The organism is Vibrio sp. 10N.222.47.A9 (assembly GCF_963872585.1).
In the GTDB taxonomy this organism is placed as follows: domain Bacteria; phylum Pseudomonadota; class Gammaproteobacteria; order Enterobacterales; family Vibrionaceae; genus Vibrio; species Vibrio splendidus.
Map to the genome: position 1 here is coordinate 13,182 of NZ_CAWNBB010000019.1, position 20,399 is coordinate 33,580.

The 20,399-nt window shown below is 44.1% G+C and carries 17 protein-coding genes; 7 read left to right on the forward strand and 10 right to left on the reverse strand.

The genetic code is table 11. The features are described 5' to 3' along the window. Positions 1-124: 124 nt before the first annotated feature. Together AACT19_RS02895 and AACT19_RS02900 are read left to right on the forward strand one after the other, a co-directional pair. Positions 125-1,480, forward strand: a complete 1,356-nt coding sequence (locus AACT19_RS02895; protein WP_004729996.1) for a diguanylate cyclase — start codon at positions 125-127, stop codon at positions 1,478-1,480. Between the two features lie 164 nt (positions 1,481-1,644). Next, on the forward strand, positions 1,645-3,240 hold the full coding sequence (locus tag AACT19_RS02900; protein WP_076645114.1) for a DEAD/DEAH box helicase: 1,596 nt from the start codon (positions 1,645-1,647) through the stop codon (positions 3,238-3,240). Between the two features lie 555 nt (positions 3,241-3,795). Here AACT19_RS02900 and AACT19_RS02905 read toward each other — a convergent pair. Next, a complete protein-coding gene (locus tag AACT19_RS02905; protein ID WP_017085410.1) occupies positions 3,796-5,325 on the reverse strand; it encodes a DUF3612 domain-containing protein in 1,530 nt (509 codons plus the stop codon). Between the two features lie 169 nt (positions 5,326-5,494). Here AACT19_RS02905 and AACT19_RS02910 point away from each other — a divergent pair, with 169 nt between their 5' ends. Further along, on the forward strand, positions 5,495-6,091 hold the full coding sequence (locus AACT19_RS02910) for a malate synthase (RefSeq protein ID WP_076645116.1): 597 nt from the start codon (positions 5,495-5,497) through the stop codon (positions 6,089-6,091). A gap of 186 nt (positions 6,092-6,277) precedes the next feature. Here AACT19_RS02910 and AACT19_RS02915 read toward each other — a convergent pair whose 3' ends face one another. The 6 genes from AACT19_RS02915 to AACT19_RS02940 form a co-directional block, all read right to left on the reverse strand. Then, positions 6,278-7,294, reverse strand: a complete 1,017-nt coding sequence (locus AACT19_RS02915; protein WP_076645118.1) for a GGDEF domain-containing protein — start codon at positions 7,292-7,294, stop codon at positions 6,278-6,280. A gap of 401 nt (positions 7,295-7,695) precedes the next feature. After that, the gene (gene cspE, locus AACT19_RS02920; protein WP_004730009.1) at positions 7,696-7,908 is read right to left on the reverse strand and encodes a transcription antiterminator/RNA stability regulator CspE; all 213 of its coding nucleotides are present in this window, start codon (positions 7,906-7,908) and stop codon (positions 7,696-7,698) included. 360 nt (positions 7,909-8,268) lie between these two features. Next, complete coding sequence (locus AACT19_RS02925; RefSeq protein WP_076645120.1) at positions 8,269-9,546, reverse strand: cytosine deaminase; 1,278 nt, start codon at positions 9,544-9,546, stop codon at positions 8,269-8,271. A gap of 9 nt (positions 9,547-9,555) precedes the next feature. Continuing rightward, on the reverse strand, positions 9,556-10,794 hold the full coding sequence (codB, locus tag AACT19_RS02930) for a cytosine permease (protein ID WP_032545837.1): 1,239 nt from the start codon (positions 10,792-10,794) through the stop codon (positions 9,556-9,558). A gap of 703 nt (positions 10,795-11,497) precedes the next feature. Then, complete coding sequence (locus AACT19_RS02935) at positions 11,498-12,721, reverse strand: HlyD family secretion protein (RefSeq protein WP_017082492.1); 1,224 nt, start codon at positions 12,719-12,721, stop codon at positions 11,498-11,500. Beyond that, positions 12,715-13,065 (reverse strand): MFS transporter, encoded by a 351-nt coding sequence (locus AACT19_RS02940; protein ID WP_076645122.1) that lies wholly within the window; start codon positions 13,063-13,065, stop codon positions 12,715-12,717. Before AACT19_RS02940 ends, AACT19_RS02935 begins: the two co-directional genes overlap by 7 nt. 133 nt (positions 13,066-13,198) lie before the next feature. Between AACT19_RS02940 and AACT19_RS02945 the strand changes: the two genes are divergently transcribed. Next, positions 13,199-14,206 carry an AraC family transcriptional regulator gene (locus AACT19_RS02945; protein WP_076645124.1) on the forward strand — a complete coding sequence of 336 codons (1,008 nt, stop codon included), beginning with the start codon at positions 13,199-13,201 and terminating at the stop codon, positions 14,204-14,206. Positions 14,207-14,215: 9 nt separating this feature from the next. Here AACT19_RS02945 and AACT19_RS02950 read toward each other — a convergent pair whose 3' ends face one another. Further along, positions 14,216-15,142, reverse strand: coding sequence for an urea transporter (locus AACT19_RS02950; protein WP_076645126.1), 927 nt, complete (start codon positions 15,140-15,142; stop codon positions 14,216-14,218). Between the two features lie 82 nt (positions 15,143-15,224). Continuing rightward, positions 15,225-15,884, reverse strand: coding sequence for a pyridoxamine 5'-phosphate oxidase family protein (locus AACT19_RS02955; protein ID WP_054547130.1), 660 nt, complete (start codon positions 15,882-15,884; stop codon positions 15,225-15,227). Positions 15,885-15,974: 90 nt separating this feature from the next. On the opposite strand from AACT19_RS02955, the gene pdxR reads away from it, so the two are divergent. Beyond that, positions 15,975-17,432 carry a MocR-like pyridoxine biosynthesis transcription factor PdxR gene (gene pdxR / locus AACT19_RS02960; RefSeq protein ID WP_076645128.1) on the forward strand — a complete coding sequence of 486 codons (1,458 nt, stop codon included), beginning with the start codon at positions 15,975-15,977 and terminating at the stop codon, positions 17,430-17,432. 46 nt (positions 17,433-17,478) lie between these two features. On the opposite strand, the gene yjeH is transcribed toward pdxR, so the two are convergent. Further along, entirely contained in the window at positions 17,479-18,747 is a 1,269-nt protein-coding gene (gene yjeH / locus AACT19_RS02965; protein ID WP_076645130.1) for an L-methionine/branched-chain amino acid transporter, read from the reverse strand. Between the two features lie 256 nt (positions 18,748-19,003). Here yjeH and AACT19_RS02970 point away from each other — a divergent pair, with 256 nt between their 5' ends. Beyond that, positions 19,004-19,465 (forward strand): Lrp/AsnC family transcriptional regulator, encoded by a 462-nt coding sequence (locus tag AACT19_RS02970; protein ID WP_076645132.1) that lies wholly within the window; start codon positions 19,004-19,006, stop codon positions 19,463-19,465. Next, a complete protein-coding gene (locus tag AACT19_RS02975; protein ID WP_076645134.1) occupies positions 19,459-20,379 on the forward strand; it encodes a LysR family transcriptional regulator in 921 nt (306 codons plus the stop codon). The genes AACT19_RS02970 and AACT19_RS02975 overlap by 7 nt, the downstream gene beginning before the upstream one ends. Positions 20,380-20,399: the final 20 nt, after the last annotated feature.

The following is a 20,399-nucleotide window of genomic DNA, read 5'->3' on the forward strand; positions in this document are numbered from 1 at the left end:
CAATATTTGATAGATACTAGACGTTAGTATAGATTTTTAGTGACTTAGCGGCATACTGGAGCAATAAGCCAGAAATGAGCCGTTATAAGGCAGTATATAGAACAAAAGTGTTAGAGGTTCGTAAATGCCAAGTGGTTCTAGCAAGCAGTGGTCTGCTAAGGTTGTATCTTTTCTTTTTTTCCTTGCGATAGTGAGCGCGATTGAGTTCTTTCACGCCAAGCAATTAACTTTTCTTAAAAATGAATCGTATTCTGAGGGAAAAAAACAATTATCCATTATTCGTTCTCGGATCGAAGCCGCGATCGTGTCAGATATGTATATCCTCAACAATTTCTCGACCTTAGTGACCATCAACCCTGATGGTGAGGTGAAGAATTGGGACAAGATTGCTGAGAATATCATTCAAGATGGCTTCCATATTCGACTTATTGGGCTCGCCAAAGACGACATTCTAAACTTTGTTTACCCTATGGAAGGCAATGAGCAGATTCTTGGTATTAATTATCGCGATTATCCCAACCAATGGGAGTCTGTTGAGATAGCCCGTAATCTCGGTAACACTTTTATTGCTGGGCCTTTTGAATTGTTTCAAGGTGGTCAAGCCCTCATTACGCGAACTCCGATCTTTCGAGACCCACCTTTTAATCAAGACTATTGGGGTGTATCCAGTGCTGTTATTGGCTTAGATGAGCTGTTTGAAGATGTCGGAATTGGGAAAATCGAGAACAAGTACGAACTCGCAATTCGCGGTGCCAACAGTTCGGGTAAAGATGGCCCTGTTTTTTATGGCACCCAGGATGTGTTCGATAATGCGTTTGCCACCGAACAGGTGAGCTTTCCTTACGGTGGTTGGTACCTTGCTCTCTCCGGTAGTGAGCATGTATTGATGGACGTGCCTTGGTATCGAGTTCAAGCGGTAAGGCTGGTGGGCTACTCCATAATGTTAGTGCTAGCGATTGCCTTTATGACTATTTATCGCCTGTATCTAATTGCTGATAGCCGTTCTATGCATGATGAGCTCACGATGTTACCGAATCGTCGATACTTCATGTACAGCCTCAAGCAGGCATTTAAAACCACTCAAAAGCAGAGAGCGAGAACCTTTGCGGTTGTCAATATCGATCTGGATGGGTTTAAAGCGATCAACGACACGTTTGGTCATGCGGCCGGCGATCAGGTATTAGTTGAATGTGCCAAGCGTATAAAGAGTGAGTTGCGCGGTTCAGACATCGTGGCAAGGATAGGAGGCGATGAGTTCTTAGTTTTATTGCCACGCATCATCGATGATCAACATGTATCGTCGATTGTGGCTAAACTTCGTAAGGTGATATGTACGACACCAGTGGTCTATGAGACTCACTCAATTTATCTTCGAATTAGTGTTGGTTGGGTTATTCATAACAATAACTACGATGATGTCGATGCACTCTTGAAAGCGGCTGATGAAAAAATGTACGAACAGAAGCGGCAAGTTATGTAGGTTGAATTGGAGCTGTGATTAGAATTTAGTTGCTGAATGTGGGGAAAAGCCTCAGAATACCGCGCTTTGCTCCTTATCAATCCAATTGATGAGCGAAAGCTGTAGCAACGACTTCTTTCTGCGCGTTGCTCATACTAAATGTTATTCAACTGAGAAAATAATCTATGAGTTTTACCTCCCTGGGCCTTTCTGAACCGATCCTTAAAGCTATTGAAGCACAAGGTTACGATAAGCCATCACCAATACAAGAGAAAGCCGTACCTGCTGTCCTAACGGGCAAAGATGTTATGGCCGCTGCTCAAACAGGTACAGGTAAAACTGCAGGCTTCACGCTACCTATTCTTGAAATGTTGTCAAAAGGCCCTCGCGTACGTCAGAACCAAGTACGTGCGCTAGTGCTAACACCAACCCGTGAGCTTGCTGCGCAAGTGAATGGCAGCGTAGTGAAGTACGGTATTAACTTACCTCTTACTTCTACGGTGGTGTTTGGTGGTGTGAAAATTAACCCTCAGATGCAAAAACTGCGTAAAGGTAGTGATGTACTGGTAGCAACACCAGGTCGTCTACTTGACCTATACAACCAAAATGCTGTGCGTTTTGATCAACTAGAAATTCTAGTGCTAGATGAAGCTGACCGCATGCTAGACATGGGCTTCATTCGCGATATCCGTAAGATCTTGGCTTTTCTACCTAAGAAGCGCCAAAACCTACTGTTCTCAGCGACGTTCTCTGATGATATTCGTGGCTTGGCGAAAGGTTTAGTTAACAACCCAGTTGAAATCTCGGTAAGCCCTGCGAACTCAACGGCACCAACTGTTGAGCAAAGCATCTACCCAGTAGATAAAAAGAAAAAAAGCGCAATGCTAGCGAAGCTCATCAAAGATAATGATTGGCGACAAGTGCTTGTGTTTAGCAAAACGAAACATGGCGCAAACAAGCTTTCACACTTCCTTGACGAGCAAGGCATCTCAGCGGCTCCTATTCATGGTAACAAGAGCCAAGGCGCGCGTACTAAAGCCCTAGAGAACTTCAAAACGGGTAAGGTACGAGTATTGGTGGCGACTGATATCGCAGCGCGTGGTATCGATATTCCGCAACTGCCTCAAGTTGTGAATTTCGACCTTCCAAACGTATCAGAAGATTACGTTCACCGTATTGGTCGTACTGGCCGTGCTGGTGAAGTGGGTAAGGCAATTTCATTGGTTTGTGCTGATGAAGTAGGTGAACTGTTTGGTATCGAGCGCCTTATTCAGCAAGTGCTTGAGCGCCGTGAACTTGAAGGTTTTGCACCTGTAAACAAGTTGCCAGAATCTCGTTTGGATTCGCGTCCGATTAAGCCTAAGAAGCCGAAAAAGACGCGTGAACACTCTGATGGTCAACGTTCTGGTGAGAATGCTCGCGGGCACAAACCAGCAGGTAAGAACAAGCGTCATGTTTCTGGTTCAGGTTCTGCTCCTAAGCGTAAGCCTAATGCGAACAAGCCGAACTCAGGCAACAAAGCTTCTGACAGCAACTCAACAGTTGCGGGTGATGATAAATCTTTAAGAAATAATGGCAGTAACTATAAGCGTGGTAATGCGGCAAACAAGCCTTCTACGAATAGTTCTGGTAAGCCAGCGGGTGCAGGTAAACCTAAGAAGTCTGGTTTCGGTGGCAGTAATGGCTCGAGCAAACCGTCGAACAAACCAGCAGGTAATAAGCCTACAGGTAACAAGCCTTCACCATCTAGAAGCCGTTCTAAGCCTGCACCTCAGAAATAGTAGCTCTTTGGTAGACCAAAAGGTTGATAAGGTAGCTTTGTAGCGGTTCAGCAACGAGAATTACTTTTTAAGAAGGTTCTCGTTTATTAGCGAATTTCTGCAATTTAACTCGAATAAGCGCGAATATTGAATTTCAATGTTCGCGTTTTTTTATGGGTATTATTTTGCGAATTAGAAGTGATTTCTTGGCCGTAAAAACGACTGAATCAAGAAGAAATACGCTATTGAGAGGAAAGGTAATGATTCGTTAATGATTTATTAATAACAACATAATCACTAGCGTTTTTGTGGATCTTTGCAATTTGCAATTCCAGTTTGCAAAACAAGCAGGGATTTACGGCCAATACGTGTTCAGATGCTTAGTAAATACGTGTTTTAAAAGTTGGCACGTATGCTGCATTAGTAACGGTGACCCTTCTTAAGCCGAGGGTCACCTAGCCAACTGACGTTGTTAGTGAACCCATATTGTTCACACAAAATATATGACCAATCACCTTTATTGTGGTTGGTTTTTTTTTGCCTGAATTTTGAGTTCTACTTGTTGGTTTTACTTTTTTACTCGCCACACTTCGAGTAACAGCTTGGTTGGCGAGGGCACTCTCCACCTCTGGAGCAGATAAGCCTAGCCTCTGTCTCAATCCCACGTTCAATCCAATTTATATTTAGAATCTTGGCTATTGTCGTGAGATCTTTCTTGATGTTACGTGGGATTACCACAGAGCCACCATTGTTGACGCATGACGCCTTAAGCTGCTCTGCAATATCTCTTGAATTACCGCCTTGAGCATCAATCGCTGGGTTTAAGTCTATACCAGCACACAACACACGATTGTTACCCGCAGGATCCGTCATATTGATGGATTCACAGCAATAGATTCTTGGCTCATCTCCTACATTTAAAATGGAGATCTGAGCTGAGCTACCCGCCCGAGGTTCTGATAATCGACGGAACACTGCCCAATGTTGACATGGGTCGGCGACCGTTCTCATATTCCCCCAAGGCAGTGGAATCCCATTCCCGCGGTATACCGCCTTGAGCTTCCCCGGCCCATAAGCATCAAAGTAGTGCCAGTGAGGGTAGGGCGATACTACCGTCATTCTACGCATCGCAACAGAGGGGGAAACCCCCGCTCTCTTATGAACGTCTATTTCGTAACCTGTGCGGTCAAGCAGCTGTCTAAACGGGACTTTAGGGCACAGAAGTGCTCCTGCAAAGAAACTGGATTCAAAGTCTCGCCACGCTTGCAGAATGTCTTGAGAGTTCAGCTGTGAAGAGCCTGAAACCTGGTTGTCATCCCATGTGTTGTTGTTACCGACCGACAACACACTCTTTAGGCCCTCTTTGCTATGCAGAATGCAGTGGCCGATATAAACCGAGAGATCATATTTCAGACGAGTGGGATACTCTTTGAGAATTTCGTTTAAAAAGATCGTACCGGGAGGCTCAAAGAATGAAGTAACCAGTTGCTTGGCATTAATTCCTAGCTCGTCAACCACGTCCTGCGGCGTGCGCGTAACCCAGCGGATGTTAATACCAAGGGTTCTAGCGATGTCTATAAGGTCTTCTACGCTCAGGTTAAGACGTTTTAGGCCAACCTCCTCTGCGGCACGCTCAAGGTCAGGGAAGTGGTTCTGGTTGCTTTCTTGGTGTGCCCTAATCAAGAGGTGCGCAAACTGACGGCCAGAGATCCCCGTTTGTGACAGCATCTCAGGAATCGCAATCTGCAGGATGTCGTTGGAGAAAAGAAAGCTAGGCTCGAGTGCCATGCCACTTATCCCACCACGATTCCCTTTGTCAGGTGCAATGGCTTGTTGTTCTGATTCGTCGTCGAGGAACCACGTTGGGGTCTTCTGAAAAACCTGCGCAATCACTTCCAGCATGTCGATGCTTGGCACACGCTTTCCACGTTCAATCATTGAAAGGTAAGAAACGGAAGGTGCGTATTCTGGGTTGATTCGAATACAACGCGCAGACAGATCTTCCATCGTTAAATGGTTACGTTTTCTTAGGTTACGTATTTTCGTACCTAGGAAATGAGACTGACGAACTAAACTTTTTGACAAGGCCATATTTGTAAAATTCACATTGTAAAATTTTTGTTGTGAAATTGTATGTAAAAAAGCGCTAATCTACAAACTAAGCAATTCACAAAATGACAAATAAGTTAAACGTTAGTTTGGAATAATTGCTCTAGGACACATTTTTGCTGTAGAAATCGGTGGTTATCACCGGGCTAGTCAAGAGGGAAAGACTATGAATATGCTTACATTCGATAAAACAGAAATCCAAAAACAATCAAAACCATTTATCGCTGAAGCTGTCTTTGCCGTGGAGACAATCAGTGCCAACCAGCAAACAGAGAAGCAAGCGAAAGCAAAACAGCTGCTTGATCGACTGTTCCCACTAGAGAATGGTTCACATCAAGACGTAACCAGCTACGTAGTTGATTACCGCCATATCATGGCTTACTTTAAAGATGGTCAGCACAGCGGCCTAAAGCACCCTAAACAGTTTGTAGCGTACATGGGTGAAAAGAATGACCCAGACTCTATCTTGTTCCGAGATGGCAGTGGCAGTCACTTAGAAGTGATGTTTGGATGTCATAAAGGGACGGGGTGTATTGAATTGGTAGAGATCGATGATATTCAGTTAGAATCATGCACTACGTTCGGTCAATCGCCAGTGGAATCAACGACCACAATGCGCGAAGAGACCATTGCAGCAATGCGCCACTGGATCAGTTTGATTCAAGGTGATGCAAAGGGCAAACCAAAGGCATGCAGCGAAGATAAAGAGTTCAGAGCGAAGAGTGGTGAAGATTACTGCCTGAATTACTGCTACCAGCTTTAGTCTTATGAAATAAGGTTTGGAACGCTGAAGGGGTTGAACCCAATAAGTACTAAGCCGATACACATAGCCAACAAAAAAGCCCCAAAGATTAACGTACTAGTTAGTCTTTGGGGCTTTTTGTTGTTTTTTAAATGTATATCAATTCGCGTTCACGGGTTCTCATTGAGCAGAACCAGCGGTGAAACCTTAAAGAGGCATGACTCGGTTTCGGCCAAGTGATTTCGCTTCGTAAAGTAGCTTATCAGCTCGTTCGATCAGTGATTGCGCCGACTCACCGGGCTCAAGTTCAGCGACACCAAACGATGCGGTGATACTGCCGACTTGTTGACCACTGCGACGATCTTTAATAGACAGCTTTTCTAGAGAACGTCGATTAGTATCAGCGAGCTGACGAGCAATACGTAAAGACTTGTTTGGCACGATGAGTGCGAACTCTTCACCACCAAACCGATACGCAGAAATACCTTCACGGCAACTTAACTTCAGCTTGCGAGCTATCCCTTTAAGAACCATATCGCCAAACAAGTGGCCATAGGTGTCATTGAAATTTTTAAAATGATCGATGTCGAGAAGAATCAAACACAAAGATTCTTTTGCTTCACACAAGGTTTCTATATCACGGTCGAAAGAGCGACGGTTATAGAGTGTCGTTGTACTGTCAAAGAGCGCATCTTTCTGCACTTCTACAAGTTGGGTTTTAAGCTTGGAAATTTCTGATGTAGCAGAGTGCAGCTGAGAATTCAGAAACTGAGTAGAGTGACGAATATGACGAGACTCAGAAACCAACTGACGAACCAACGACATGACTTCGTCGATCGATAAACTTTCATTATCAACACGAGCCAAATCCTCGAAGCTTTGATCGATCATATCGGAGAAAGCTGAGGTATCGGTGAGAGTATCATTCATCGAATTCGAAACTTCAGAAACTAACAGTTCTAGGTTAGCGCGAAGATCGTTGATATTGGTTTCAGATTTGCTCGCAACGTAATTTTTGTAAAGCTGCTCACCAACGGCTGGAGGACAAATGCCGTAGTGTTCTAAAACACCATCCATGTCTTTAGTTAGCTGTGGGATAGCATTATCGACATAGGTGTACCAAAGTGCGTAATTTGCAGGTGTGGTAGACACTCTGTTCTTCATCATAAGAGGTACCGCTTTTTTTAGATTAGCGGTGGATTTCTGGAATTCGTCTTTTTTCATTATTTTTACTGCAGATACCAAACTAACTCAAGCCACTTGTGGACAAGGTTAGCGGATTTCGCAGGTCTTTGCTTTAAAAATTATATGATTAATAGATGAGGATTGGATAAATAACTCATTTTTATTATGAATATCGATTGCGTATTCATAAATGGTGTCTAATGGATTGTTCTTTAACCATATTTTTGGTTATTCACTATGGAATATAAGTTGAGTTTTGTCTTAAAACCTTAGTTCGGGAGAGCGCTGTGATTTCAGAATCGATTGGAGAAGTAACTCGATTGAAGAAGTAACCCAGAAATTTGAATCGAGAGAGGGAAAGGATGAAATCATTTATGACCAGATACAAAAAAGCGCCGATAAAAATCAGCGCTTTAAAATTCTTTTTAGCTAAAAGCTAATTATTGAGCAACAACGTTTGCTGCTTGTAGGCCTTTTTGACCGTTTTCAACTTCGAAAGAAACCTTTTGGCCTTCTTTCAGAGTTTTGAAACCTTCTGAAGCGATTGCACGGAAGTGTACGAATACGTCAGCACCGCCGTTGTCTTGAGAAATGAAACCGAAACCTTTCTCTTCGTTAAACCATTTTACAGTGCCAGTATTTGTGTTAGACATAATTTGTCCCTTATTCATAAATTTTCTAAATTGTTGATTGCATTACTGCAATGCGCTGATAATTGAATTATTTAATGTTGCTAAGAAATAAGGAAAAACTACTTACAAAAACGGGTAACGATTTTACATGTCATTTTTTACTATTCATCTAACTTAAATAACTCCGGCTAACAGAGCGAGTGCATGTTAACACAGTCTTTCCGGTTGTACACTCATTGATTGAGAAATCAGCGAGTTTTTTTGTCATGTTGTGCTCGTTAACAAAACCACCTGAAATAGCTGATAGTTTTATAAAATCACACGCTGTGACAAAGTAAAAAGGAAGCCTAAGCCTCCTTTTCATCATTAGTATAGACGATATTATCGTTTGAAGTTGATATCTTCTGTTTTATCCAAATTAATTTTTGTTTTCGCTGGCTGAGTCTCTGCGATTACCTTGCCGTGGCGGATAGAGTACTGCACTGGTACTTGGCGGCGCACGGCATCAAAGCCATCGTCAGCAGGAAGAATTAGCAGGCTTCCTGGCTTACCTTCCTCAATACCGTAGTTGTCTTGGATGTTCAATGTACGAGCTGAGTTCTTGCTGATTAAATCAAGAGAGGTGTTGATTTGGTCGTAGCCCATAACTTGTGTTACGTGCAGTCCCATGTGCAGAACTTGAAGCATATTCGCTGTACCCAGCGGGTACCATGGGTCAAACACATCATCATGGCCGAAACACACATTGATATTAGCCGCTAGCATCTCTTTAACACGAGTCACACCACGACGTTTCGGGTAGTCGTCGAAACGGCCTTGTAAGTGGATGTTCACTAACGGGTTTGCCACGAAGTTAATGCCAGACATCTTTAATAGACGGAATAGGCGAGATGCGTAAGCACCATTGTAAGAACCCATTGCTGTAGTATGGCTTGCCGTTACCTTATCACCCATGTCGAATTTATGAGCAAGGGCTGCCAGTGTTTCAACGAAGCGAGATTGCTCATCATCGATTTCATCACAGTGAACGTCGATCAAGCAGTCGTACTTGCGTGCAAGCTCGAACGCATAGTGCAGAGATTCAATACCGTACTCACGAGTGAATTCGAAGTGAGGGATAGCACCAATAACGTCAGCGCCGATCTTCACAGCTTCTTCAAGCAATTCTTTGCCGTTAGGGTATGAAAGAATGCCTTCCTGAGGGAATGCAACGATCTGGATGTCGACCCACTCTTTCATCTCTTCACGAACTTCAACCATCGCTCGTAACGCAACTAACGTCGGATCCGATACATCAACGTGGGTACGTACGTGTTGAACACCGTTAGCAATCTGCCATTTCAGTGTTTGCTTCGCACGAGACTTTACGTCTTCGATTGATAACAATTCTTTACGCTCAGCCCACCGCTCAATACCTTCAAACAAAGTACCAGAGATGTTCCAGTTAGGTTCGCCAGCCGTTTGCGTAGTATCTAGGTGAATATGCGGTTCACAGAAAGGAGAAACTGCAATGCCACCTTCAGCATCAAGGATGTCACCTTGATGATTGATTGGCGCGTCATTATCGAGAATGCGAGAAAATTGACCATTTTCAATCAGGATTTGTTTCAAGCTGTCTTGGTCTTGAAGCTTCGCGTTCTTGATTAATAAGGTTGTCATAGTGTGTCCTTAAGCGGCCTGAGATTTCAGAGCGTTTTTATTCAATAGAGGGTTAAGCACGAGGTAACTGATTGCACCACCAAACACGGCATTTAAAGGAACGATGCCCGGAAGGAAGTGACCAGCGGCTACGCCTGTTGCTACCGCGATAATGCCAGCCCAGTTAACGGTTTGGAACTCTGCTTTTGCAAAATCTTTGTAACGTTTACGGTTCGCAAAGAAGTCGGCGATGATTACGCCACCAATGGGTGGAATTGCCAGCGAAAGGAAGGTTAACCAGCCGACGAAGTTGTTGTACAACCAAAGCGCGAAAATCGTACCTACGATACCGTTAATGATAGACATTGTAGTACTTGAGCGACCTGTGATGTTAGATAAACCAAGACCTGACGCATAAAGTGCGTTTTCATTGGTTGTCCAGATGTTCAAGCCTAGAACGATGATGGCTGGAAGAAGCAGTCCTTGCGCAATCATCACATCTGAAATGTCAGAGAGACCTGTCGCTGCTGCACCTGCCGCGCCAAAGATAAACATCAGTGAGTTACCGATGAAGAATGCGACCATGGTAATTAACACTGCGCTCGCTGGCTTTTTACCAAAGCGAACGAAATCGGCAGTTAAAGTACCCGCACTCACGAATGAACCGACAACCATTGCTAACGCCATTGAGAAGTCCATTGGTGTTTCCGGCTCAATCAGTTGTAGCTGTTCTAGCCCGCCAACACTGTCTACCGCAGTCAGTACTGAGTAACCACCCAGAATTGCAATGGCAGGAACCGCAATCGCTGAAAGCACCATGAGTGCTTTGATTCCGAAGTACACCGTACCTGTCATCAACAAGCCTGATACAACAATTAAGGTGTTGGTATCAATGCCCGTGGCTTTCTGAACTGGAATGGCAAACATTGCCACGCCCACACCAAACCAACCGACTTGTGTACCACCAAGTAAAGCAGAAGGAAGCCATGAGCCTTTAGTACCGAAAGAGAAACGAGCAAGGAGGTGAGTAGAGAGGCCAGTAGATGAGCCGATGTAGCCAAGAAAAGAAGTGTAAATACCGAGAATTAGGTTACCGATGAGTACGGCGAGGAAGAAATCGTTGAATGAAAGACCTGTCCCGAGTGAACCACCTGTCCACATACTTGCAGAGAAGAAAGTGAGTCCAAGCATTACCATGGTGAGTGAAGCGACTCCTTTCCTAGCCGATGTAGGAACCGGCCCAAGACTGTAGTTATTATCAGCAGCCATTTTTTACCTCCGCAAATGATCAAAATTAAATTTAACGGTCGCCGTATTGCAGGCAAACGTGCGCATTATGGTGATATAAATCACGTAGTCAATGTTAATTTTGTCAATAAAAGCGGTATGGAATCAGTTATTGAACTAAAAACAATATAAAACATAAGGTTATGTTTTATATTTTTTTAATTAAAATAAATAGAAAACGTTTTCTATAACGCATCAAGTATCTTTTGTTCATAGTTGGCTATGAATGTTGATTATTATATTTATGAACGGGTGTCTGTATATTGGGCGGGCGATGTTTCCTAAATGACAGGCAAAAAAATGGCCAATCGCAATATTCGCAATTGGCCTATATATATCGTGAACAACAAAGGTTCACTAACAACGTCAGTTGGCTAGGTGACCCTCGGCTTAAGAAGGGTCAATGTATACATTGCAGTTAGTGTGCCAACTTTTAAAACGACGTAAAATGGGTGTTTTATAGCAATTTGGTGCGTATTTAAGCTGATTTTTCGCGTTTTAAAATTGCAATTTCGCAAAACGAAAATGCATTATGCAAATATGGATGGGTTGTCTAAGCTATGTAATAAGAACTATTTTGTATTTTATGCCGACAGCTAGTACTAACTCGTCTTTGTTCTTCCCCAAAAAAGCCAGCATGCTTTAAGGGCATACTAGCTTTGTATTGATTGACTTGTTACTTAAGTTAGATTGAGTAAAAGAAGTACAACTGAGATTTCATTCGAATGATAATCCCGCGTATTACGTCTAGGAAGCCCATAAAGCCAATTGGCTTTTCACCGCTGACCCAAGCTAGTCCAACGGAGCCGACAGGAATATCGTAACCTTCCGTTTCGTCAATTTTTAAGCGGACAAAGTGGTGTTTGTTTTGGAGGTTTCTGCCTGTGGTAACGCGAACCTGTTCATCAATACCTAATAAGCTAGCTTGTGCTTCACCCGTCGCTTCAACAATGCCTTCTACGGTTGCAGAGAATATTTTCCCCGGGTATACCGCGGTCGAAAATTCTGCTGGTTGACCCACCTTAACATTGCGAATCGCTTGGTGATTGACTCGCATCAATACGTACTTCTCTTCGGTATACATCTGGATACGAGGCATCATTGAAACGCGTTGACCCTCACGAAGGATAAAGTTCGTTACAAAGCCGTCAGTCGGTGCCGTGACTTTGGTACTGTTCAAGTCCCATTGTGCTTGTGCTAATGTTGCTTTTGCTGAATCGACCTCAGTCTGCTTCTTGCTTACATTGGTTTCAGCCTTGTGGATGTTTAATTTCGCATTCTCGGCATCGACTTCTTTCTTGCTAAGCTGAGATTCCAATGTCGTAACGTTATACGTCGCTAAGTCTACCTTTGCTGTTTGTTGGTCGATGTCAGTTTCTGTAATCGTATGTTCTACAACACTGTTTTGTTTCTGGTAACGGTCAAGGGTCTTAGATTGCAACACTAGATCTGTCTTTGCTGACTCTATCTGTGCAATAGATGTTTTGATGTCTTCTAGCGCCGACTGATAGCTAATTTTAGCAATGCTGACTTCTTGGCGAGCGGTATCTAAAGCGACTTTTGTTGACTCAAGTTGAACGCCTGCTTTGTCTCTCGCAATCACATACTTAGTGTCATCAATTTCGTAAAGAAGTTGCCCTTCAACCACATCTTGGTTTGGGCTGATGTGAACCTTTGTGGTTTTTCCTGTGACCGCTGTTGAGTCCGGGCGTAATTGAATATGTGGAGACTGAACAACCGACCCTCCAGATAGGTCCATCGGAGTAAAGTTGATTAACCCAACCCATACGAACATCAACCAAGATGTACCACCTAAGTAAGCAAACGCTTTGGTGCCTTTATTCCAAGGCATACCGACCAGTCTCAGTAAATAAATGAACAGTGCCCAAATCGCTAAACCTTCTAACATACTGGGTTCTCCTGATTTTTATCATTTTGTTCCGGCGGTACATCAGACTTTGGCGGCGCTTTCCAGGTGTCTCTCAGATTGATGATAGCTTTTTCCATATCAACAAAGGCCAAGATGACGGCGAGTACCCATACCCAGTGCCAGATAAAACCAATCCAAGTTAATGCGGTGATCAAACCGAGTTGTTGGTGCTCTTTGCTGTGAGCTTTATTGATTGGTAATTCATGCACACGCCAGAACCCGTAACATGCAGCAGCGATAGTTCCGATTAATACAACGCCGGCTACAACGTGTAGAGCGGTATCGGCGCCGGTGCCGACAAATGGGACACTCACTAAACTCATTGATAAACCCTAGGTTAAATTGAGCACAGAGTGTGATTGATATCAGATTTAGAGGTTGAAAATTTACCAATTACTTTAATAATAATGTCAATATGACTTGATCTGTAATAGTGACTTCTAAGTATGGTAGCTAATGAACAATTGTAACTTCTTAAGAGCATTGGGAATTCTGGGTATTTACCAACACGCAACGACTAATAAGTTCGTGAATGTAGAGCAATTAGGTATCCCCAAGTCGGTATTTAACAACCCGATGAGCCTTATTCCCGTTGGCGAAGTGGACAAATGGTATGGCTTGCTTGAACAGCAAACAGGCGATTCTGATATTATCTTGAAGCTTGCTGATAGGGTGGATATTGAAAGGCTAGGTCCTCTCTCGAACTGGTTTTTCTCTGGACACGATCTGGCTTCTTCTATTCGTCGAGTTAACATTGGCCTGCACTGTTTGCAGTCTGGTGCTTTTCTCTATGGCGCTCAAGTCGGTAAACTCATCAAGTGGTGTTACGACAACCCTGCGTATTCTGAGACTGGTAAAGTTCATGACTCGATTCGAGTCGCCATCTTTATGATGAAGATATTGAGACGATACTTGGGAGACGATTTTACCCCTGCAGCCGTATCTATCGCTGGTTATCGCGAAAACACTCAACTTTATCAGGAGTACTTTAGGTGCAATATTCAGTGGGGCCAACCACGAACTGAGATTTGGATACCGAGCCACTTGAGGTTGTCGATCAACCAATCACCTTCTGTCGGCAAGATGAGTTTGGCGATGAACTTTCATGATTTAGACAATTACCTCAACATGCCCGACGCCGAGGATGAGCATAAAGTGACTTATGAGATGATCAATTATAGTCGCCATTTCGGCCTGCCAACGCTGCATAAAGTTTCCAGTCTACTCGGGCTATCTGAACAGCAGTTCCAACGACGATTACACAAGTTGGGTGTTAACTTTTCTACCATCATGGGATACGCGCTAAGTAACGTGGCGGTGGAGCTATTGTTGTATTCAGTGCCAGTGGAAGAAGTGGCGACGAGGTTAGGTTATACCAACGTCGCGAGCTTTAATCGGATGTTTAAGAAACATCGAGGCTTGACGCCCAAGCAATATGTGGAGCGCTTAAAAACCGGACTGTAACTATGTTGCCTAACTGGCCTTCGGTTCTTGCGTTAGGCCTGATAAGTAAACCACGACCCAAGTACTCAAAATAAAAGGGGCGGTGAGTGGCAGTAGTGACAGTTCATGAAAGCCAAGTGTGATTACACAGCTTAATAGCATGCCTAATAGGGTTAACGGCCAAGGGATTCGCGGATAGAGCACAAGTGCTAAAGTGGCAAGAATGGCGTTGTACCCGTAAAGACCTTGCGCTACCAGTTCGCTAGAAGCGCCAATCAAACCGCTAAATACGGTGCTAATTATTACTGCGAGCATAATCCAAATGGCATGCTTGATATTGCTGAGTGCGATGGCAACCAAGATTACGAGCCCCGACAATGCATTTTCGATGAAGCTGACTTGGCTTATCCCTTTTAACAACGGGATTACCACTGTCGGCAGTTTAAACAACGAGTTAGCCTCAATACTGATTAGTGGCATCAGTGCGGAATCAGGTGCAGAAAATGCCGATAGATCCAAGGTTGATTGGATAGCATAAATCAGCCAAGAGGTGAGGATAAAGGCGCTAGTGTAACCGCGATATTTTTTAAATCTGAATACAATGTTGGCAATGGGAATTGTGAGTAATGCGCCTAACACAGCCACTAGAACCAATAATGGTGTGACACCCAAAAAGTTACCGATAAACAAACCAATTAAAGCCCCATTTAACGCATACATACCGCTATCAATATCGTAAGCTGCCTTGTTGGCGTTGGCGTTGGTGTACATATAGCAACAGAAGGCTAGTGCATAGCTGCAACTGGCGCCAAGCAAGGTAAGAAAAGCTAGCGCAAGTGACTCAATAGAAATGGCAAGTAATAGCAGAAGCGACGTCATAACAGACGGTGTGAAATAGACTTGCCCAATGCCATTGAGCAAGCCTTGAAATGGTTGAATATCCTTATTCGTTCTCATCGTCTGATTACATTATTATGTCATGTTAAATTTTTGTAATTCAGATTGTATACAATTTTATTAAGTTGACCATCTTTGTGTATCAATTCTGATACCAGCGCTCACCATAGGCTTGTTGGTAATCTGGTGTTTCAATGATGCCTTCTTGCTCTGGAACCGTTTCTAATGGCCCTACGACCGTTCGATAAGGTAATACGCCAGCCCATACTGGGATATCCATATCGGTTTTATCATCATTCACACCATGTTTACCAATCTTCACGGAGGCTTCCGTTAAAGGGATCGCTAATAACTCGGTCGCGGTGAGTTCTTTTTCATTACTGAGCCTCACTTCATCGGTTCTACCCGGCGCGATTTGCTCAATAAAGATGTTCAACAAGCGGTCCTTTTCTTGATTGTCATCGATGACTGAAAATGACCCCAATACCACAGCAGAACGATAATGCGCGCTGTGATGAAATGCCGAACGAGCCAACACCCAACCATCGAACAAAGTGAACGTTAAGCAGGTTGGATCTCCCTTTTTCAGACCTTTCAATAAGCGACTGTTTTTAGCCCCATGAATGTAGACCATGTCATCGACTCGCCACGCGAGCATCGGGATAACCATTGGGCCTTGTTCGCCCTGCAATGCAATGTGTGCGATTAAGCTCTCATCAATAATTTGGTGCAGTTTCTCTTGTTCAAATACGGCTTTGTGAGCCCCTTTTTTAATCGTGGTTCTTTTCGTGTTAGATAACATAATCGCTCCTTAATCATTGCCTTTTGATTAATGTAGCGATTAACTGGTCTATTAAATAGAGCCACTTTTAAACACTATTTGGATCCAGTTATGCAGCCTATTGATGTCGGTGATCTACAGTTAGACGAACAACACGACACGCGTCAAACCGCCTTGTTCCACGCGATAAGAGAGAAGATCGTTCAAGATTTATGGAGCAAGGGCAGTAAGTTACCTTCAACACGTAAGTTGGCTGTCGAGTTATCGGTGAGTCGAAATACGGTGATTTATGCGTACGAACAACTGGTCACCGAAGGCTATATCGAGAGTAAGCAAGGCTCAGGGTTTTATGTCTCGGTTGAACAACCAGAACACTTTCTAAGTTTGTCTAAGCCAAACAGTATTCAGGATCCGAAGGTTAAACAAACAGTCAGTAAACCGACTACAAACATAGCGACACCTAACGATATTAACCGCAGCTTTGCCCCTGGAGTTCCTGACTTAGATGCCTTCCCTTTTGCGAAATGGCAGAGGCTACTGCAACGTCACTCTACACGTCAGAACATTGCGGGCAATCAAGAGGTTCAGGGAAGCTTAGCCTTGAGGGAAGCGTTGAGCGGGTATCTTGCGAGTAGTCGCTCGGTTCACTGCAGTGCCGATAGAATCATCATCACGGCAGGCGCACAGCAAGCCATTTCAATTGGCTTAATGGCAACGTTGGCGATGGGCGACAAAATTCTTGTGGAAGAGCCCGGCTATCGACAAGTGCATAAAATCATCGATATGTTGAGGCTAGAGCTAGACGGTGTGAGTGTGCGTGAAAAGGTTGGATTAGATATTGAAAAAGTGTTGTCCAGTAACGCCAAGGCATTGTACGTCACCCCAAGCAATCAATACCCAATGGGCACGACCCTCAATACTGAGCAACGCCTCAAGTTGATCGATTGGGCTAACAAACATCAGTCATGGATCATTGAAGATGACTACGACAGTGAGTTCCAGTTTGCTCATCGTCCTTATACCAGCATGCAAGGTTTGGCGGGTAAGTTAGGGTTCGATGATCGTATCATCTATGTCGGTTCCCTGAGTAAGGTGATGTTCAATGGCCTTCGACTAGGTTATTTGGTGGTGCCAGAAAGTCTGGTGGCGAAGTGTCTTGAGATTAAAGATGCGCTCACGGGAGACACGGCTTCACATACACAAGAAGCTTTGGCGGATTTTGTTCACGAAGGCGATTTATTGCGTCATATTAGAAAGATGCGTCGTTCATACAAACTCAAGCATGAAGCGATGATAGAAGCGATTAAAAGTGAGTTTCATGGCGATCTTGAAGTGATTAGCCAAGCGGCAGGGCTACATGTGACCGTGAAGTGGTATCAAGGCATATCTGAACATGAGTGGAGCCGTAGAGCAGAGCTTGAAAATATCATCATTCGTCCTTTTGACTTTTATGAATATGGATCAAGTGATGCTCGTGATTGGAATGGGGCAGTGTTGGGGTTTGGAAATATCCGTTTGGCTGAGATAAAGCCGAAGATCACACAGATCGCTCGGCTTTTTTATCAGTAATATTGGTAGGGCTTGCTTACAGTTTGTCGATTTATCATTAATCGAGTTATAACTTGTCGATAGAAACGGTTTTACCTTTACCTAGCCACTTGCGCCAAGGGAGTGACAATGTCACAAAAATAGTGACGGCATAGAGCATCGACCAGCTTAAACAGATAAACACCAAGGTACAGAGGACCAGTGAGAGCATGGCGGTGTATCTAGATGCGCCAGTCAGTAATCGGCAAGCCGCTAACATTGCAAGCAGATAAACCAGAACGAAAATCCCGTTGGCGAGTTTAAGAAAGAATTCGAGATCGAGATTAGACAACTCACCAATCACACAAGAGATAAGCGCGACAAAGCCAATTGCTAAGGTTGGGTAAAGTGGTACACCACGGCTATTGAGTTGAGCCATTCTACTTATAGGAGTGTGTTGGCGAGCCTGAGCCCAAATCATACGAGACAAGCTTTGTGTGTAAAGGTTTAGGCTAGCAAAACAAGCAAAGAAACCCAGCACACTAATGACGGTTTTGAAGCCATTACCAAACAGTTGTTCTGTTACCCACGGGATGGATGCAGCATCAAATTCAGGTGAACCATAAGCGCCTAGCTTGATAATAACCACCGAGCAAGCCCAGTACACTATGCCCGCAACGAAACACCCTGCAATGATTGCGATGGGAAAGTCACGCTGTGGATTTTTAAATTCTTCTCCCATGTGAGCAAAGGCTTCTATCCCGACAAAGCACCAAAACATTACCGCTAAGGCTGCGCCAATCGACCACATCGAATCGGACGTCATGGTCGGAACTGTGATGTCAGCTGCTGTGATGTCGGCTTTCCAAACAAAGGCGCTAACCAAGGCAAAAATCGACAAGGCAATCACCGTTTGTAAGCGGCCAGAAGACTTACTGCCCATCAAATTGACGGCAATAAGCAGAGCGACGGTAAAGGACTGAGCGCCAAGTGGTGTGTCGAGTGGTGCTGGCAATAGTTGTTGTGCAAAACCTCCAGCCAATGCAATGGCTGCCGGAATACCGACAGGAATCACACTCACAAATAACCAAGCCACGCTGGTTTCTAATCGCTCACTGAATGCCTGACGCACAAAATAGGCCGTGCCACCTGCATTGGGGTAGCGTTTTCCTAATGCGGCAAAGGTTAGTGCAATCGGGCAAATAGCGATAAACAGGATTAACCACGCGAGTAGTGACAACTGTCCTGCAATGCCTGCTGCGATCGCAGGGATCATAAATAATCCAGTGCCTAGCAAGGTAGTCGAGAGTTGTCCGATTCCTGAAATAAGCGTGATTTCTTGTTTGAGTTGTGTCATTCGCTCTCCTAGCTATTGGCTTATCATATCGGCCTTATTGTGCCTGTCTTCTGATGTTTGGGTGATGCTATGAATGAGAGCATACATTGTCGACATCAATAATACAGCTAGCGAAACGTCTTAAGACACCGTCAATTTAACGGTTTTAACTTGATTAAGCGTGAAAGTGTCGGCTGTCATAATGGCTGTTATAAGTAGGAAAGTTGTGTCAAATTAGGCGTTATAAATAGAACAATAAATGGAAAGAATCAGAAGCATGGATAAATTTGATCGCCAAATTTTGGATATTCTTAAAACCAATGCACGATGCTCAGTGAGTGATATAGCCCGAGATGTCAGTCTCTCGCGTTCGGCGGTGAACGCCAGAATCAAGAAACTGGAAAGCGACAAAGTGATTACGGGTTATTGTGCTCAAGTGGTAGAGCCCAATCAAACGAAGAATGTGTGCGCTTACATCTTGTTGAAGTTCGACATGTCGAGCAGCGACCATAGTTGTGAGTCTTACGCGACACGAATCCAGAGTATTGATGAGGTGCAATGGTGCCACTCTATTAGCGGTGAGACAGATATGATGCTTTATGTTGAAGTTGAAAGCATGGACCGTTTGAATCAAATCCGCGATCGGCTGCAAAACTATCCAGAGCTTCGACACCTTATGACTCATACTGTCTTGACGGAATTTTTCAACAAACAGAATGCGACGGTGCATTCATGTTAGGCAATATCAACTTAAACCTACTGCGCTCTCTGCATGTGCTTCTCGAAGAGTGTCATGTCAGTCGAACAGCTCAGCGTTTGCACATCACGCAGTCGGCGGTGAGCCGTCAACTGGCTCAGCTTAGAGATCTATGTGGCGATCCTTTGCTGGTTCGTGATGGCAACAAACTGGTTCCGACTAACCGTGCTTTGTTGCTCAAAGGCAAACTCGATGACTTGCTTGGAGAGTTCGACCACCTTTTAGACGATAAACCCTTTGAACCGCAAGACTGGCAGGGGGAACTGGTATTGTCTTCGAGTGACTATGTGGCTCAGTATATTCTTCCTGTTATTGTTGCAGAGGTGTCCGCCGAAGCCCCGAACATTAATTTGGCTTTCCGTTTGTGGCAGCCAAACTACCTTGAAGCTCTGAACGAGTCGGGTATTCATTTGGCTTCCAGTATGTTTCCCACAAAGCCAGAACATGTCTCAAGCATTAAGCTTGGTGAAGATAAATCGGTGTGTTTAATGCGCAAGTCGCATCCATTAGCCCACCAATCGACTTTGAGTGCAGAAGATATCGTCAGCTACTCTCACATCAAAGTGACAGGTGGCGGAGATAAAGACAGCTACGCGGACATAGCATTGAAGAAGCAAGGGCTGAAGCGAAGAGTGGCTTTACAGGTCCCGTTCTTTTCATCCGCAGGCACAGTGTTAATGCAAGATGACTATTTGATGATCGTGCCAGAACATATCGCCTATAACCTAGGTCGGCACCTCGATACTGCCTATTTTTCTTTGCCATTTGATACAGAAATGCACACCTATTGGTTAATGTGGCACCCCAAGTATGACAACGACTCTGCCCACAAATGGGCGAGAGAAAAGGCATTCCAAGCTATGCAGAAGTCGAGTTATAATATCAGTATGATTTGAAATCATAAGTGTAATGATAA